The organism is Streptomyces sp. MI02-7b (assembly GCF_033793585.1).
Lineage (GTDB): Bacteria > Actinomycetota > Actinomycetes > Streptomycetales > Streptomycetaceae > Actinacidiphila.
In genome coordinates this window covers 130,749-146,459 of record NZ_JARAWX010000006.1, presented here as the reverse complement: position 1 = coordinate 146,459, position 15,711 = coordinate 130,749, and the positions used below count along the sequence as shown (strand labels likewise).

The following is a 15,711-nucleotide window of genomic DNA, read 5'->3' as shown; positions in this document are numbered from 1 at the left end:
CGTACTGTGTGGGCACCCCGCGAGATCCCAAGGAGAGACCCCAAGTGGCCGAGCTGTTCTACGACGACGACGCCGACCTGTCCATCATCCAGGGCCGCAAGGTCGCGGTCATCGGCTACGGGAGCCAGGGCCACGCCCACGCGCTGTCCCTGCGTGACTCGGGGGTCGACGTGCGCGTCGGTCTGCACGAGGGCTCGAAGTCGAAGGCCAAGGCCGAGGAGCAGGGCCTGCGTGTGGTCACCCCGGCCGAGGCCGCGGCCGAGGCCGACGTCATCATGATCCTGGTCCCGGACCCGATCCAGGCCAAGGTGTACGAGGAGTCCGTCAAGGACAACCTGAAGGACGGCGACGCGCTGTTCTTCGGCCACGGCCTGAACATCCGCTACGGCTTCATCAAGCCGCCGGCCGGTGTCGACGTGTGCATGGTCGCCCCCAAGGGGCCCGGCCACCTGGTGCGCCGCCAGTACGAGGAGGGCCGCGGCGTCCCGTGCATCGCGGCCGTCGAGCAGGACGCGACCGGGAACGGCTTCGCGCTCACGCTGTCCTACGCCAAGGCCATCGGCGGCACCCGTGCGGGCGTCATCAAGACGACCTTCACCGAGGAGACCGAGACCGACCTGTTCGGCGAGCAGGCGGTGCTCTGCGGCGGCACCACCGCCCTGGTCAAGGCCGGTTTCGAGACCCTGACCGAGGCCGGCTACCAGCCGGAGATCGCGTACTTCGAGTGCCTGCACGAGCTCAAGCTCATCGTGGACCTGATGTACGAGGGCGGCCTGGAGAAGATGCGCTGGTCCATCTCCGAGACCGCCGAGTGGGGCGACTACATCACCGGCCCCCGGATCATCACCGACGCCACCAAGGCCGAGATGAAGAAGATCCTCGGCGAGATCCAGGACGGCTCCTTCGCCAACAACTGGATCGCCGAGTACAACGCCGGCCTGCCGAAGTACAACGAGTACAAGAAGGCCGACGAGAACCACCTGCTGGAGACCACCGGCAAGAAGCTGCGCAAGCTGATGAGCTGGGTGGACGAAGAGGCGTAATGCCTTCAGCGGTTTGTACGGTCCCGGAGGCTCCGCGCCCCCGGGACCGTCCGCTTTGGCCACCTCGTACACCCTCGTGCGGGTGATCCTTCCGCGATGGCGCAGGATGCGGCGCCCGCCGCCGATACACTCCCTTAACAAGCGCGTCAGGCTCACAGCGTCGTGCGTCTCCACGCGGCATGCCATCTCCCCTCCACCGCCTTCGGCCGTCGGGACGCGGCCGCCGGCCAGGGACTAGTGAGGACTCACGTGAGCAACCCCGTCGTACTCATCGCCGAAGAGCTCTCTCCCGCCACCGTCGAGGCCCTGGGGCCGGACTTCGAGATCCGGCACTGCAACGGCGCGGACCGAGCCGAGTTGTTGAGCGCGATCGCCGATGCCGACGCCATCCTGATCCGCAGTGCCACGAAGGTCGACGCCGAGGCCGTCGCCGCCGCCCCCAAGCTCAAGGTCGTGGCCCGCGCGGGCGTGGGCCTCGACAACGTCGACGTCTCCGCCGCGACCAAGGCCGGCGTCATGGTCGTCAACGCGCCCACCTCCAACATCGTCACCGCCGCCGAGCTCGCCTGCGGCCTGCTCATCTCCGTCGCGCGCAACATCGCCCCGGCCAACGCCGCGCTCAAGCAGGGCGAGTGGAAGCGCAACAAGTACACCGGCGTCGAGCTGGCCGAGAAGACCCTCGGCGTGGTCGGCCTCGGCCGCATCGGCGCGCTGGTCGCGCAGCGCATGTCGGCCTTCGGCATGAAGATCGTCGCCTACGACCCCTACATCCAGCCCGCGCGCGCCGCCCAGATGGGCGTGAAGATCCTCAGCCTCGACGAGCTGCTGGAGGTCTCCGACTTCATCACCGTGCACCTGCCCAAGACCCCCGAGACGGTCGGCCTGATCGGGGACGAGGCGCTGCGCAAGGTCAAGCCGCACGTCCGCATCGTCAACGCCGCGCGCGGCGGGATCGTGGACGAGGAGGCGCTGTTCGCGGCGCTCAAGGAGGGCCGGGTCGGCGGCGCGGGCCTGGACGTGTACGCCAAGGAGCCGTGCACCGACTCGCCGCTCTTCCAGTTCGACAACGTGGTGGCCACCCCCCACCTGGGCGCCTCGACCGACGAGGCCCAGGAGAAGGCGGGCATCTCCGTCGCCCGCTCGGTGCGCCTCGCGCTGGCCGGCGAGCTCGTGCCGGACGCGGTCAACGTCCAGGGCGGCGTCATCGCCGAGGACGTGCGCCCGGGCCTGCCGCTCGCCGAGAAGCTGGGCCGCATCTTCACCGCCCTGGCCGGGGAGGTCGCGGTGCGACTGGACGTCGAGGTGCGCGGCGAGATCACCCAGCACGACGTGAAGGTGCTGGAGCTGTCCGCGCTCAAGGGCGTCTTCGAGGACGTCGTCGACGAGACGGTGTCCTACGTCAACGCCCCGCTCTTCGCGCAGGAGCGCGGTGTCGAGGTGCGCCTGACCACCAGCAGCGAGTCCCCGGACCACCGCAACCTGGTCACCGTCCGCGGCACCCTGTCGGACGGCACCGAGGTCGCGGTGTCGGGCACGCTGGCCGGCCCCAAGCACATCCAGAAGATCGTGGCCGTCGGCGACGACGACGTGGACCTGGTCCTCGCCGACCACATGGCCTTCCTCCGCTACACCGACCGGCCCGGTGTCGTCGGCACCATCGGCCGCGTCCTGGGCGACGCGGGCGTCAACATCGCCGGCATGCAGGTGGCCCGTCACGAGGCCGGTGGCGAGGCCCTGGTGGCGCTGACGGTCGACACGGCCATCCCGGCGCCGGTGCTGGGCGACATCGCCGCGGAGATCGGCGCCACGTCGGCGCGCGCGGTCAATCTCGAGAACTGATCGCGGCTTCGTTCCGCGAGGGGCGGCCGGCCTGGGAGATCCGGGACGGCCGCCCCTGCCGCGTCGCGGCCGCGACGTCGGGGGAGGAGGGCCGGAAGCGGACGGCCACCGCCACCAGGAACAGCAGCCCCAGCACCGGGTACGGGGACGCGAACGGCTGCAGCCACCAGGCCAGGTGAAGGTCGAGGTCGCCGGCCTTCGGCACGATCCACAGGCTGCGGGCGAGGAACACCACGGCGGTCACCCGCAGCACCCAGCGCGGGGCGTCCGCGGCCAGCAGGATCAGCAGCGGCACGCACCACACCCAGTGGTGGGACCAGCTGATCGGCGTGATCAGCAGGGCCGTCACGGCGCAGCACACCACGCCCCAGTCCTCGCGGCCCAGCCGCCCCAGCCACACCGACAGCGCCGTCCCCGCGCAGGCCACGGCGAACGCCGACGCCGCCCAGACCATCCCCGGGTGCGGGGTGTGCAGGGCACGCGCCACCAGCCCCTGCAGCGACTGGTTGTCGACGATCCAGACCTTGCCGATCCGGCTGGTGTCGAAGATGGCGCGGGTCCAGTAGTCGACGGTCGCGCCGGGCAGGGCCAGCGCGCCCAGCAGCGCCGTACCGGCGAAGCTCGCCCCCGCCACGGCGGCCTCCTTGCGGCGGCCGGTCAGCAGCAGGTAGACGGCGAAGATCGCCGGGGTGAGCTTGATGCCGGCCGCGATGCCGATGGCGACGCCCTTGCCCCGGGCGCCGGCCGGCCGGCTGAGGTCCCACAGCACCAGGACCGCGAGCAGCAGGTTGATCTGGCCGTACAGCATGGTCTGGAACACCGGCTCCAGCCACAGTCCGAGGGCCATCGCCAGCACCACCACGGTCCAGCGCGAGCCGCGCGCCCGCGGCCAGTTGGCGGACCGGCACGACAGGTGGGCGAGCAGGCCGAGCAGCGCCAGGTTGCCGGCCATGAAGGCGAGCTTGAGCAGGAGGACCGGCAGCCAGGTCGTCGGGACGAACAGCATCGCGGCGAAGGGCGGGTAGGTCGCCGGCAGGTTCCACTCGGTGACCGTGAAGCCGTACAGGTCCGTGCCGTTCACGACGGCCGCGCCTTCGGCCCGGTACACCTGCATGTCGGCCATCGGCACGGACATCGACAGGCACAGGGCGGTGAAGGCCGCCAGGGACAGCGCCAGGAGCAGGAGGGAGAGCACCAGCCGGCGGTCCGGTCGTGACCAGGGGGCGGAGTCCTTCGCGGATGTGCCCGGCAGGGCCGTGTGCTCGCGCCCGAACGCCTCCGTGGAATGAGTCACCGGTTCCCGATCCCCTTGTCCCGCTGTCCGCCGCGCCTGGCGCCGGTTCCCCCCGCGTCCGCCGCGCGTTGATCGAACGTCCCTGGCCGCGCCACGTTACTTGTGCCCCCTTCGGTCGGCAACAGTCGGGTCAGTCGCCGAGGCGTGCCGTCTTGAGGGCCATGTGGAGCAGCAGGCGGTCCTCGCCGTCGTCCAGGTCCAGCCCGGTGAGCCGCTCGACGCGCGACAGCCGGTAGTACAGGGTCTGCCGGTGGATCCGCAGCTCAGCGGCGGCGCGCCCGGCCTGCCCCGCGCAGTCGAGGAACACCTCGGCGGTGCGCGCGAGTTCGGCGTGCGAGGGTTCCAGCAGCGGCCGTACGGCCGGGTCGAGGGCGCCGGCCGGCAGCGCGGCGAGCGTGCGGTACGGGCCGATCGCGCCCCATTCGGCGACCGGGCCGAGCCGCGGCTGGGCCCGGGCGGCCCGGGCCGCGGCCACCGCCTCGTGCCAGGCGCCGGGCAGCGCGTCCAGCCCCTGGCGCGGTGCGCTGACCCCGGCCCGGGCGGCCGTCGGCGCCTGTCCGGTGCCGTTTCCCTCCAGCAGCCGGCCGGCGGCGCTCACGGCGGGGGCCGGGACGGACGCCGACCGCAGCCGCACGAGCGCCGCGAGCCCGGGCAGCGGCAGGCCCTCGATGTCGCCCGGAGGCAGTACGCACAAGGCCGCCGCGCCCGGCACCGTCCGCGGTCCCGGCGCCCCGGCCCCGTCCGCGTCGCCGGATCGCCACGGCAGCACGCACACCAGTGCGTGCACCTCCTCCGCGTCGGGGCCGAGAGCCGCCCGCAACTCCTCGCGGGCGCCGTCCCGTCCGCGGCCGGGACGGGCGGTGAGCAGGGCGGCCAGGGCGCGTCCCGCGTCGGCGCCGGCCCGGGACTCGGCGGCCAGCAGCGCGCCGATCCTGGCGGCCACCTCCATGGCCGCGGCGAGTTGCGCGGCGGTGTGCCCGGCACTGTCCAGCAGCCACACGTAGCCGTGCACGACACCGCCGTGCCGGGCCGGCAGGCAGAGCCGGGGCCGGAAGACCCCGGCGTCGGTCTCGGCGGGGATGTGTACGGGGCCGGTGGCGCGCGCGATGCCGAACCGCTCGAACCAGGCGCGGACCTCGGCGGTGGAGCGCCGGGTCAGGATGGAACGGGTGCGGACCGGGTCCATCACCGCGTCGTCCTCGCTGTCGTGCGCGCCGAAGGCGATCAGCCGGAAGTCCCGGTCCTCCAGGGTCGCGGGGGCGCCGAGGAGCGCCGACACCTCGTCGACCAGCTCCTGGTAGTCACCGCGCACGCCGTCATTCTCCCTCATACATCTGTATGAGGGACGCCGTTCCGACGCGTGACAGGTGTCGATGGCCGACGGGGTAGGCGAACCCTAGATTTCACGGACGACGCTGCCTGTCCCCTGGGCAGCCCTTGCTCCAGGAGGAGACCGTGCTGGGTCCCGTACTGCTCGCCGCCTCGCGCAGCGACCGTATGCGCCGCGTCGTCGCGGGCGCGCCGATCACCCGTCCGGTCGTCAACCGCTTCATCGCGGGCGACGAACTGGCGCCCGCCATGGAGACCGTGCGGTCGCTGACCTCGTCCGGCCTGGAGGTCACCCTCGACCACCTGGGCGAGGACGTCACCGACAAGGCGACGGCCGTGGCGACCCGGGACGCGTACCTGCGGCTGCTGGAGGCGCTGCGCGAGGAGGGCGCCGGCACCCGGGCCGAGGTCTCCGTGAAGCTCTCTGCCTTCGGCCAGGCGCTGCCGGTGGGCGGTCACGAGATCGCCCTGGAGAACGTCCGTCCGGTCGCCGAGCTGGCGAGCGAGATCGGCACCACCGTCACGCTCGACATGGAGGACCACACCACGGTCGACTCCACGCTGGCGATCCTCGCCGAGCTGCGCGAGCGCCACCCGGGCACGGGCGCGGTGCTGCAGTCCTACCTCTTCCGCACCGAGGACGACGCCCGCCGCCTCGCCGTCGCCGGCTCCCGGGTCCGCCTGGTCAAGGGAGCGTACAAGGAGCCTGCCTCCGTCGCCCTCCAGGACAAGACCGAGGTCGACCGGGCCTACGTGCGCTGCCTGAAGATCCTCATGGCGGGCGACGGCTACCCGATGGTCGGCTCCCACGACCCGCGGCTGATCGCGATCGCCCAGGAACTGGCCCACCGCAACGGCCGCAAGCAGGGCTCCTACGAGTTCCAGATGCTCTACGGCATCCGCACCGCCGAGCAGCGGCGGCTGGCGGAGGACGGCGAGCGCATGCGCATTTACGTCCCGTACGGCGCAGACTGGTACGGGTACTTCATGCGCCGGCTCGCGGAGCGGCCGGCGAACCTGGCCTTCTTCCTGCGGTCCTTCCTCCCCACCCGCTGACTTCCCGCCACCCCCAAGGACACAAGGAGATGTCTTCCATGGACGCCGTGACCCAGGTCCCCGCCCCGGTGAACGAGCCGGTGCACTCCTACGCCCCGGGGAGCCCGGAGCGGGCCCGCCTGGAGGCGAAGCTGAAGGAGCTGGCCGGGAACCCGGTCGAGCTGCCCATGACGATCGGCGGCGTGAAGCGGATGGGCGGCGGCGAGCGCTTCGACGTCGTGCAGCCGCACAACCACGGTGCCCGCCTGGGCACGTACGCCAACGCCACCCAGGACGACGCCCGCGACGCGGTCGAGACCGCCCTCGCCGCCGCCCCGGCCTGGCGCGCGATGTCCTTCGACGACCGCGCCGCGATCATCCTGCGCGCGGCCGACCTGCTGGCCGGCCCCTGGCGGGAGACGATCGCCGCCTCGACGATGCTCGGCCAGTCCAAGACCGCGCAGCAGGCCGAGATCGACAGCCCCTGCGAGCTCGTCGACTTCTGGCGCTTCAACGTGCACTTCGCCCGGCAGATCCTGGCCGAGCAGCCGATCGCCAACTCGCCCGGCGTGTGGAACCGCCTCGACCACCGCCCGCTCGAGGGCTTCGTCTACGCGATCACCCCGTTCAACTTCACCGCCATCGCCGGCAACCTGCCGACCGCGCCCGCGCTCATGGGCAACGTCGTGGTGTGGAAGCCCTCCCCGACCCAGACGCACTCCGCCGTGCTGCTGATGGAGCTGCTGGAGGAGGCCGGGCTGCCCAAGGGCGTGATCAACCTGGTCACCGGCGACGGCATCGCCGTCTCCGAGGTGGTCCTCGAGCACCCGGACCTGGCCGGCATCCACTTCACCGGTTCCACCCGGACCTTCCAGCACCTGTGGAGGACGGTCGGCGGCAACATCGAGAAGTACCGCAGCTACCCGCGGATCGTCGGCGAGACCGGCGGCAAGGACTTCGTCGTCGCCCACCCGTCCGCCGACCCGGCCGTGCTGAAGACCGCGCTCACCCGCGGCGCCTTCGAGTACCAGGGCCAGAAGTGCTCGGCCACCTCCCGCGCCTACATCCCGCGCTCGCTGTGGGAGAACGGCTTCAAGGAGGAGTTCGCGGCCGAGGTCGACGGCCTCACCATGGGTGACGTCACCGACCTGTCGAACTTCATCGGCGCGGTGATCGACGACCGGGCCTTCGCCAAGAACAAGGCGGCCATCGACCGCGCCAAGGCCGACCCGTCGGTCGAGGTCGTCGCCGGCGGCAGCTACGACGACAGCGTCGGCTGGTTCGTCCGGCCCACCGTGCTGGTCTCGTCCGACCCCGAAAACGAGATCTTCCGCGAGGAGTACTTCGGCCCCGTCCTCGGCATCCACGTCTACGACGACGCCGAGGAGGGCGCTTTCGAGGCGATGCTCGCCCAGATGGAGTCCGTCGCCGCCTACGCGCTGACCGGCTCGGTCGTCGCCCGCGACCGGGCGGCCGTCGCCCACGTCATGGCCAAGCTGCGCTTCGCGGCCGGCAACTTCTACATCAACGACAAGTCCACTGGTGCCGTCGTCGGCCAGCAGCCCTTCGGCGGCGGCCGCGCGTCCGGCACCAACGACAAGGCGGGCGCCGCGCAGAACCTGATGCGCTGGACGTCGACCCGGTCGATCAAGGAGGCCCTGGTGCCGCCGACCGACTACCGCTACCCGCACATGGGCTGAGCTCCGGCCGTCCGGTAGAGCCCGCAAGGGGCAGGGCCCGGCATCCCCCGATCGGGGGAAGCCGGGCCTTCGCCGTCTCAGATAGTAGGAAGTCCGAGTAATTGTGGAGACAGAAGAGCCGTGCTGTCCTAGCTTGGTAGAAGCCGAACGTCTCGCTCCACCAGCGACCGGCGGACGAGAGCCGCGCACCCGAAGCAGGTCACCCCCTGCAGCGCCCGCTCCCCGCCCCGTTCTATGGCGACGCAACCCTCCTCTTTCTCCTAGGGAGCTGTTCACCATGGACGAGACCGCCCGCAAGAACGCCGCCGAAGCCCTCCAGCGCGCACTCGACCGCCGCGACAACGGCGGCTCGACGGGACACGAGCAGCGATGACCGCCCTTGTGCCCCGCCCCATCCGGCGCTTGCGCCGCCTCGCCTACCTGGCCGTGTGCGCGATGGTGAAGTGATCCACTCGCGCACCGTCCGCGGCGGCCGCCGAGACCGCCGCGGCGTCGTGTGCCGACGCCCTCCGGGCCGGGGTGGGCGCCCCCCGACCCGGGGGGGCGTCCGCCATACGGACAGGATGTGTCATCCAGTGGACGGCCGAGTAAGGTGTCCGGCATGTCTCGCAGCATCAGCCTCGCAGTGATCCCCGGTGACGGCATCGGCCAGGAAGTCGTGGCCGAGGGCCTCAAGGTCCTCTCCGCCGTCCTTCCGCAGGACGTGAAGCTGGAGACGAAGGAGTACCTCCTCGGCGCCAAGCGCTGGCACGAGACGGGCGAGACCCTGCCCGACGCGGAGCTGGAGCAGCTGAAGGCGCACGACGCGATCCTGCTGGGCGCGGTCGGCGACCCCTCCGTCCCCTCCGGCGTGCTGGAGCGCGGGCTGCTGCTGAAGCTGCGCTTCGCCTTCGACCACCACGTCAACCTCCGTCCCTCCAAGCTCTACCCGGGCGTCAAGGGACCGCTGGCGGGCGACCCGCTGATCGACTTCGTCGTGGTCCGCGAGGGAACCGAGGGCCCGTACGTCGGGAACGGCGGCTCCCTGCGGACCGGAACGCCGCACGAGGTGGCCACCGAGGTCAGCCTCAACACCGCGTTCGGCATCGAGCGGGTGGTCCGCGACGCCTATGCCCGTGCCCAGGCCCGTCCGCGCAGGAAGCTGACGCTGGTGCACAAGAACAACGTCCTCGTGCACGCCGGCCACCTGTGGAAGAACATCTTCGACAAGGTCGGCGAGGAGTACCCCGAGGTCACCACCGACTACCTGCACGTGGACGCGGCGACGATCTTCTTTGTCACCCAGCCCGAGCGCTTCGACGTGATCGTCACCGACAACCTCTTCGGTGACATCCTCACCGACCTCGCCGCCGCCGTGACCGGTGGCATCGGCCTCGCCGCCAGCGGGAACATCAACCCGTCCGGCGACTTCCCGTCGATGTTCGAGCCGGTGCACGGTTCCGCCCCGGACATCGCCGGCCAGGGCAAGGCCGACCCGACCGCGACGGTGCTCTCCGTCGCCCTGCTGCTGCAGCACCTGGGCTACGAGGCCGAGGCCGAGCGCATCGAGGCCGCGGTCGCCGCGGACCTCGCGGAGCGCTCCGGTACGCGCGGCACCAGTGAGATCGGCGACACGCTCGCCGCACGAGTAGCCGGCTGACCGCCGGGTCAGCCCCCTCAGTCGGCCCGGACGGTCAGCGCGCGATCACGACTGACCCAGACCTCTCGGGCCGCACATGTATGTCCACGGCCCCGGCGCTGCGATAATCGGCGGTGGGGCCGCTGTGCGAGGGGAAACTCGGATGTCCTGGCACCTGGAGGACTGCGGGTGCGGTCCGCCATGACCAGACGCGAAGGACATCATTGATGACGACGACGCCCACGATCGAGCTCAAGCCCTCCTCGCATCCGCTGCCGCACGCGCAGCGCGAGGCGATCCTCGCCGACCCCGGGTTCGGCCGCCACTTCACCGACCACATGGTGACGATCCGGTGGACCGAGGGCCGGGGCTGGCACGACGCGGAGCTCGTGCCGTACGCGCCCCTGTCCATCGACCCGGCGAACATGACGCTGCACTACGCGCAGACGATCTTCGAGGGGCTGAAGGCCTACCGTCAGCCGGACGGCTCGGTCGCCACCTTCCGGCCCGAGGCCAACGCCGAGCGCTTCCAGGCCTCGGCCCGCCGCCTGGCCATGCCGGAACTCCCGGTCGAGACCTTCCTGGCCGCCTGCGACGCCCTGGTCGCCCAGGACCGGGCGTGGGTGCCCAGCACCGGCGAGCAGTCGCTGTACCTGCGGCCCTTCATGTTCGCGACCGAGGTGGGCCTCGGCGTGCGGCCCGCCAACGAGTACCTGTTCATGGTCATCGCCTCCCCGGCCGGCGCCTACTTCCCCGGCGGCGTCAAGCCGGTCTCGGTCTGGCTCTCCGAGGAGTACGTGCGCGCCGCACCCGGCGGCACCGGCGCGGCCAAGGCCGGCGGCAACTACGCGGCGTCCCTCGTCGCCCAGGCGCAGGCCATCGAGCACGGCTGCGACCAGGTCGTCTGGCTGGACGCGATCGAGCGCCGCTGGATCGAGGAGATGGGCGGCATGAACCTGTACTTCGTCTACGGGGACAGGATCGTCACCCCCGAGCTGACCGGCTCCCTGCTGCCCGGCATCACCCGCGCCTCGCTGCTGCGCATCGCGGAGGACCTCGGCTACGAGGTCTCCGAGGGCCGCGTCTCCGTCGACGACTGGAAGAACGGCAACGCGGACGGCTCCCTGACCGAGGTCTTCGCCTGCGGCACCGCCGCGGTCATCACGCCGGTCGGCTCCGTGAAGTCCACCCGGGCGAACTGGAGCGTCGCCGACGGGAAGTCCGGCGAGGTGACGATGAAGCTGCGCAAGGCCCTGCTGGACATCCAGACCGGGCAGGCCCCCGACCTGCACGGCTGGATGCACCCGCTCGGGGTCTGACCCCCTCGGTCGCGCGACGTCCGACGGCGGCCGCGTCCGGTCCCGGAGATCTCTCCGGGGCCTGACGCGGCCGCTTCGCGTTTCCCGGCGCGCATCCACGTACCCGTGCCCCCGTGCCCCCGCGCCACGGCACCCACGCGCCGGTCTGTTAGAGCGTCGTTCCATCGTGTCAGCGGTCTTTGTCCGCAGGGTATGGTCCGCCCCTTCCCCTAAGACTCGTTCGGATTTAGAGTGGCGTTCTAAAAGATGCCCCGGTGATCTCGTGGGAGGTGCGGAAGCGTGCGGCTGACCCCGACCGAACGTGACCGGCTGCTGCTCTTCGGCGCGGCCGAACTGGCGCGGGCGCGCCGCGCCCGCGGGCTGCGGCTCAATGTGCCGGAAGCCACCGCGCTGATCGCCGACGCGGTGTGCGAGGCCGCGCGCGACGGCGCGCGCCTCTCGGAGGCCGTCGAGGCCGGCCGCGGAGTGCTCGGCCCGGACGACGTGCTGCCCGGCGTGGCGGACATCGTGACCGAGGTCCATGTCGAGGCCGTCTTCGACGACGGCTCGCGGCTGGCCGTGGTCGGCGACCCGATCGGCGGGGGCTCTCTGCGCGAACTGGCCCCCGGCGCGGTGCTGCCCGGCCCCGCTGTGCCCGAGCGGCCGTCCGAGGCCTTCGTGACGGTGCGCAACACCGCGTCGGTACCGGTCAGCGTCACCTCGCACTTCCACCTCTTCGAGGCCAACCCCCGGCTGGACTTCGACCGTGCGGCGGCCTACGGCATGCGGCTGAACGTGCCGGCCGGGTCCTCGGTGCGCTTCGGCCCGGGGGAGGAGCGGGAGGTGGGTCTCGTCCCGATCGGCGGCGACCGGATCGCGATCGGCTTCGCGGGGCTCGTCGACGGGCCGCTCGACGCGCCCGGCGCCAAGGAGGAGGCACTGCGGCGCGCCGCCGCGTGCGGGTACCTGGGGGCGCGGCGATGAGCATCGATCCGCAGGAGTACGCCGCCGTGCACGGGCCGCGCGCCGGTGACCGGGTCCGGCTGGGCGACACCGGCCTGGTGGTCCGCGTCGAGTCGGACTCCCAGCGTCCCGGGGACGAGTTCCTCGCCGGCTTCGGCAAGACCGCACGCGACGGGCTCGCGCTCAAGGCCGCCGCCGTACGGGAGACCTGCGACGTGGTGATCAGCAATGTGCTGGTCATCGACGCGGTCCTGGGCATCCGGAAAGTCTCCGTCGGTATCCGTGAGGGCCGCATCCACGCCATCGGACGGGCCGGCAACCCCGACACCCTCGACGGGGTGGACGTCGTGGTCGGCACCGGCACGTCCATCGTCTCCGGCGAGGGGCTGATCGCCACTGCCGGCGCCGTCGACCCGCACGTCCACCTGCTGTCCCCGCGCATCATGGAGGCCTCGCTCGCCTCCGGCGTGACCACGATCATCGGCCAGGAGTTCGGCCCCGTGTGGGGCGTCGGCGTCAACTCGCCCTGGGCGCTGCGGCACGCCTTCAACGCCTTCGACGCCTGGCCGGTCAACATCGGCTTCCTGGGCCGCGGTTCGTCCTCCGACGCGGCACCGCTGGTGGAGGCACTGGCCGAGGGCGGCGCGTGCGGCTTCAAGGTCCACGAGGACATGGGCGCCCACACCCGCGCCCTGGACACCGCGCTGCGGGTCGCCGAGGAATACGACGTCCAGGTGGCACTGCACAGCGACGGCCTGAACGAGTGCCTGTCGGTGGAGGACACCCTGCGGGTGCTGGAAGGGCGTACGGTCCACGCCTTCCACATCGAGGGCTGCGGCGGCGGCCACGTCCCCAACGTGCTGAAGATGGCCGGAGTGCCGAACGTCATCGGCTCGTCCACCAACCCCACGCTGCCCTTCGGCCGCGACGCGGTCGCCGAGCACTACGGCATGATCGTCTCCGTCCACGACCTCAAACCGGATCTGCCGGGCGACGCCGCGATGGCCCGCGACCGCATCCGGGCGGGGACGATGGGCGCCGAGGACGTGCTGCACGACCTGGGCGCCATCGGCATCACCTCCTCCGACGCCCAGGGCATGGGCCGCGCCGGGGAGACCGTGCGCCGCACCTTCGCCATGGCCGGGAAGATGAAGGCCGAGGCCGGCCCCCTGGAGGGCGACGGCCCGGACGACGACAACGCCCGCGTGCTGCGCTACATCGCCAAGCTGACCGTCAACCCGGCCATCGCCCACGGACTGGCCCACGAGATCGGCTCGATCGAGGTCGGCAAGCTCGCCGACATCGTGCTGTGGCGGCCGGAGTACTTCGGGGCCAAGCCGCAGATGGTGCTCAAGTCCGGTTTCCCCGCCTACGGCGTGACCGGAGACCCGGGCGCCGCCACCGACACCTGCGAACCCCTGGTGCTCGGTCCGCTGTTCGGGGCCCACGGCGCCACCGCCGCCGACCTGTCGGTGGCCTTCGTCGCCCGGCCCGCCCTGGACCTGGACCGCGACCGCATGCCCACCCGGCGCCGACGGGTCGCCGTGCGCGGCACCCGCGGCATAGGCCCGGCCGACCTCGTGCTCAACTCCCGTACGGGACGGGTGGACGTCGACGCGCGCACGGGCCTGGTGACGCTCGACGGCGACCCGCTGCGCTCCGAGCCCGCGGAACAGGTGTCGCTCAGCCGTCTCTACTTCTTCTGACAAGGACCGGTCCGATGCCCAACAGCCCCGCCGCCGACGGCTACGCGATGCCCGCCGAGTGGGAACCGCACGCGCGCACCTGGATGGCGTGGCCGTCCCCCAGCGTGACCTTCGACGGTGCGGAGGACCTGGCGGCGTCGCGTGCCGCATGGGCCGCCGTGGCGAGGGCGATCGCCCGCTTCGAGCCGGTGACCGTCGTGGCCCGGCCCGAGGACGCCGCCGGGGCCAGGGAAGTGCTGGGCGCCGCCGTCACGGTCGCCGAGGCGCCGCTGGACGACGCCTGGATGCGCGACATCGGGCCCACCTTCCTCACCGGCGAACGCGGACTGGCCGCCGCCGACTGGACGTTCAACGGCTGGGGCGCCCAGGACTGGGCGTCCTGGGAGCACGACGCCAGGATCGGCGCCCTCGTCGCCGGCAAGGCCGCCGCCCGCCGCTACCCCACCTCCTTCGTCAATGAGGGCGGCGGGGTCCACGTGGACGGCGAGGGCACCGTGCTGCTCACCGAGACCGTGCAGCTCGACCCGGGCCGCAATCCCGGCTGGACCCGGGAGCGGGCCGAGGCCGAGATCCACGCCTTCCTCGGCACCCGCAAGGCGATCTGGCTGCCCCGCGGGCTCACCGCCGACTACGGCCGCTTCGGTACCCGCGGGCACGTCGACATCGTCGCGGCCTTCGTCCGTCCCGGCGTCGTCGTCGTCCACGACCAGCGCGACCCGTCCCACCCCGACCACGCCGTGTCGCGGGAGGCCGCCGCCCTGCTGCGGGCCGCCACCGACGCCCAAGGGCGGCGGCTGGAGGTCGTGGAACTTCCGGCGCCGCGGGTGCGGGAGGCGGACGGCGAGCCGGTGGACCACAGTTACGTCAACCACTACCTGTGCAACGGCGCGGTGATCCTGTGCGCCTTCGACGATCCGGCCGACGAGGTGAACAAGGCGATCTTCGGGCGCCTCTTCCCGGAGCGGGAGGTCGTGCTCGTCGACGCCCGGACGATCTTCGCCCATGGGGGTGGTATTCATTGCGTCACCCAGCAGCAGCCGCAGGTGTGACCCGACCGCCCCGGGAGGAGACAAGGTGACCGGAACCGCCCGACCCAGGCGGCGGCTCAAGCAACCGCGTGAGGACGTGATGGCCGCCGCCATGGCGACGATCGCCGAACGCGGTCTGGCCGAGCTCACGATGGCCGGCCTCGGCCGCCAGGTGGGCATGAGCAGCGGCCACATCCTCTACTACTTCGGCAGCAAGGACGAGCTGCTGCTGCAGACCCTGGAATGGAGCGAGGAGCAACTCGCGGCCGAACGCCGCCGCGTCCTGGGCCGCCCCGTGCCCACCCGCGAGCGGCTGGACGCGGTGATCGACCTCTATCTCCCCGACGGCCGCCGCGATCCCCGCTGGACCCTGTGGTCGGAGATCTGGAACCGGACCACGGCCGCCGAGGAGGTGCTGCGCCGCCAGCTCGCACTGGAGCTGGTCTGGCACCGTGACCTGGTCGCCCTACTCGCCGAGGGCGTCTCCCGCGGCGACTTCCGGCCGGTGGACCCCGAGCGGACGACCGTGCGGCTGCGCGCGCTGCTCGACGGTTTCGGGGTGCCGCTGGTCATCGGGCTGCCGGGCATGGACCGCGAACAGGCGCTCGGGCACGTCAAGGAGTTCCTGGACGAGGCCCTCGCGCCCGCATAGTGAGACCGTGTCCCACCCGTCGGCGGGGTGTGGCAGACTGCGAGCGTGCCCTCGTTCGCCATGATTATTGGCAGCAGGCGCGCCGGTCCTCAGTGACCGCTCACCGCAGACCTCGGCGGAAGCGATCACCGTGTCCCAGACCCGCGCGCAGACCTCTCGCACCCGCGAGAGGTTTTTTCGTTTCCCGGCCCACCCGTGCCGGGCGC

Annotated in this window: 12 protein-coding genes; 10 read left to right on the top strand and 2 right to left on the bottom strand. The window is 72.0% G+C overall.

What is annotated here, in order from left to right; genetic code table 11:
* Positions 1 to 44: 44 nt before the first annotated feature.
* Positions 45 to 1,043 (top strand): ketol-acid reductoisomerase, encoded by a 999-nt coding sequence (gene ilvC / locus PV364_RS11865; protein WP_319659805.1) that lies wholly within the window; start codon positions 45 to 47, stop codon positions 1,041 to 1,043.
* Positions 1,044 to 1,292: 249 nt separating this feature from the next.
* On the top strand, positions 1,293 to 2,882 hold the full coding sequence (gene serA / locus PV364_RS11860) for a phosphoglycerate dehydrogenase (protein ID WP_319659803.1): 1,590 nt from the start codon (positions 1,293 to 1,295) through the stop codon (positions 2,880 to 2,882).
* Here the strand turns inward: serA and PV364_RS11855 are convergent.
* Positions 2,866 to 4,176 (bottom strand): glycosyltransferase 87 family protein, encoded by a 1,311-nt coding sequence (locus tag PV364_RS11855; RefSeq protein WP_319659801.1) that lies wholly within the window; start codon positions 4,174 to 4,176, stop codon positions 2,866 to 2,868. The genes serA and PV364_RS11855 overlap by 17 nt on opposite strands.
* Positions 4,177 to 4,306: 130 nt before the next feature.
* Positions 4,307 to 5,506 (bottom strand): PucR family transcriptional regulator, encoded by a 1,200-nt coding sequence (locus tag PV364_RS11850; RefSeq protein WP_319659800.1) that lies wholly within the window; start codon positions 5,504 to 5,506, stop codon positions 4,307 to 4,309.
* A 125-nt stretch (positions 5,507 to 5,631) separates the two neighbouring features.
* Here PV364_RS11850 and PV364_RS11845 point away from each other — a divergent pair, with 125 nt between their 5' ends.
* The 8 genes from PV364_RS11845 (at position 5,632) to PV364_RS11810 (ending at position 15,505) form a co-directional block, all read left to right on the top strand.
* The gene (locus tag PV364_RS11845) at positions 5,632 to 6,561 is read left to right on the top strand and encodes a proline dehydrogenase family protein (RefSeq protein WP_319659799.1); all 930 of its coding nucleotides are present in this window, start codon (positions 5,632 to 5,634) and stop codon (positions 6,559 to 6,561) included.
* A 38-nt stretch (positions 6,562 to 6,599) separates the two neighbouring features.
* Positions 6,600 to 8,240 (top strand): L-glutamate gamma-semialdehyde dehydrogenase, encoded by a 1,641-nt coding sequence (pruA, locus tag PV364_RS11840; protein WP_319659798.1) that lies wholly within the window; start codon positions 6,600 to 6,602, stop codon positions 8,238 to 8,240.
* A 601-nt stretch (positions 8,241 to 8,841) separates the two neighbouring features.
* Positions 8,842 to 9,879, top strand: coding sequence for a 3-isopropylmalate dehydrogenase (locus PV364_RS11835; RefSeq protein ID WP_319659797.1), 1,038 nt, complete (start codon positions 8,842 to 8,844; stop codon positions 9,877 to 9,879).
* 206 nt (positions 9,880 to 10,085) lie between these two features.
* Complete coding sequence (locus PV364_RS11830) at positions 10,086 to 11,177, top strand: branched-chain amino acid aminotransferase (protein WP_319659796.1); 1,092 nt, start codon at positions 10,086 to 10,088, stop codon at positions 11,175 to 11,177.
* A gap of 279 nt (positions 11,178 to 11,456) precedes the next feature.
* Entirely contained in the window at positions 11,457 to 12,140 is a 684-nt protein-coding gene (ureA, locus tag PV364_RS11825) for an urease subunit gamma (protein WP_319659795.1), read from the top strand.
* Positions 12,137 to 13,825: an urease subunit alpha gene (locus PV364_RS11820; RefSeq protein ID WP_319659794.1), complete on the top strand. Its 1,689-nt coding sequence runs from the start codon at positions 12,137 to 12,139 to the stop codon at positions 13,823 to 13,825. The genes ureA and PV364_RS11820 overlap by 4 nt, the downstream gene beginning before the upstream one ends.
* 14 nt (positions 13,826 to 13,839) lie before the next feature.
* Positions 13,840 to 14,874, top strand: a complete 1,035-nt coding sequence (locus PV364_RS11815) for an agmatine deiminase family protein (RefSeq protein WP_319659793.1) — start codon at positions 13,840 to 13,842, stop codon at positions 14,872 to 14,874.
* Between the two features lie 25 nt (positions 14,875 to 14,899).
* On the top strand, positions 14,900 to 15,505 hold the full coding sequence (locus tag PV364_RS11810; RefSeq protein ID WP_319659792.1) for a TetR/AcrR family transcriptional regulator: 606 nt from the start codon (positions 14,900 to 14,902) through the stop codon (positions 15,503 to 15,505).
* Positions 15,506 to 15,711: the final 206 nt, after the last annotated feature.

Bases quoted from the DNA above. Each gene is read 5' to 3' on its own strand.
- PV364_RS11850 (WP_319659800.1), bottom strand. From the start codon at position 5,506: ATGAGGGAGAATGACGGCGTGCGCGGTGACTACCAGGAGCTGGTCGAC.
- pruA (WP_319659798.1), top strand. From the start codon at position 6,600: ATGGACGCCGTGACCCAGGTCCCCGCCCCGGTGAACGAGCCGGTGCAC.
- PV364_RS11835 (WP_319659797.1), top strand. From the start codon at position 8,842: ATGTCTCGCAGCATCAGCCTCGCAGTGATCCCCGGTGACGGCATCGGC.
- PV364_RS11830 (WP_319659796.1), top strand. From the start codon at position 10,086: ATGACGACGACGCCCACGATCGAGCTCAAGCCCTCCTCGCATCCGCTG.
- PV364_RS11820 (WP_319659794.1), top strand. From the start codon at position 12,137: ATGAGCATCGATCCGCAGGAGTACGCCGCCGTGCACGGGCCGCGCGCC.
- PV364_RS11815 (WP_319659793.1), top strand. From the start codon at position 13,840: ATGCCCAACAGCCCCGCCGCCGACGGCTACGCGATGCCCGCCGAGTGG.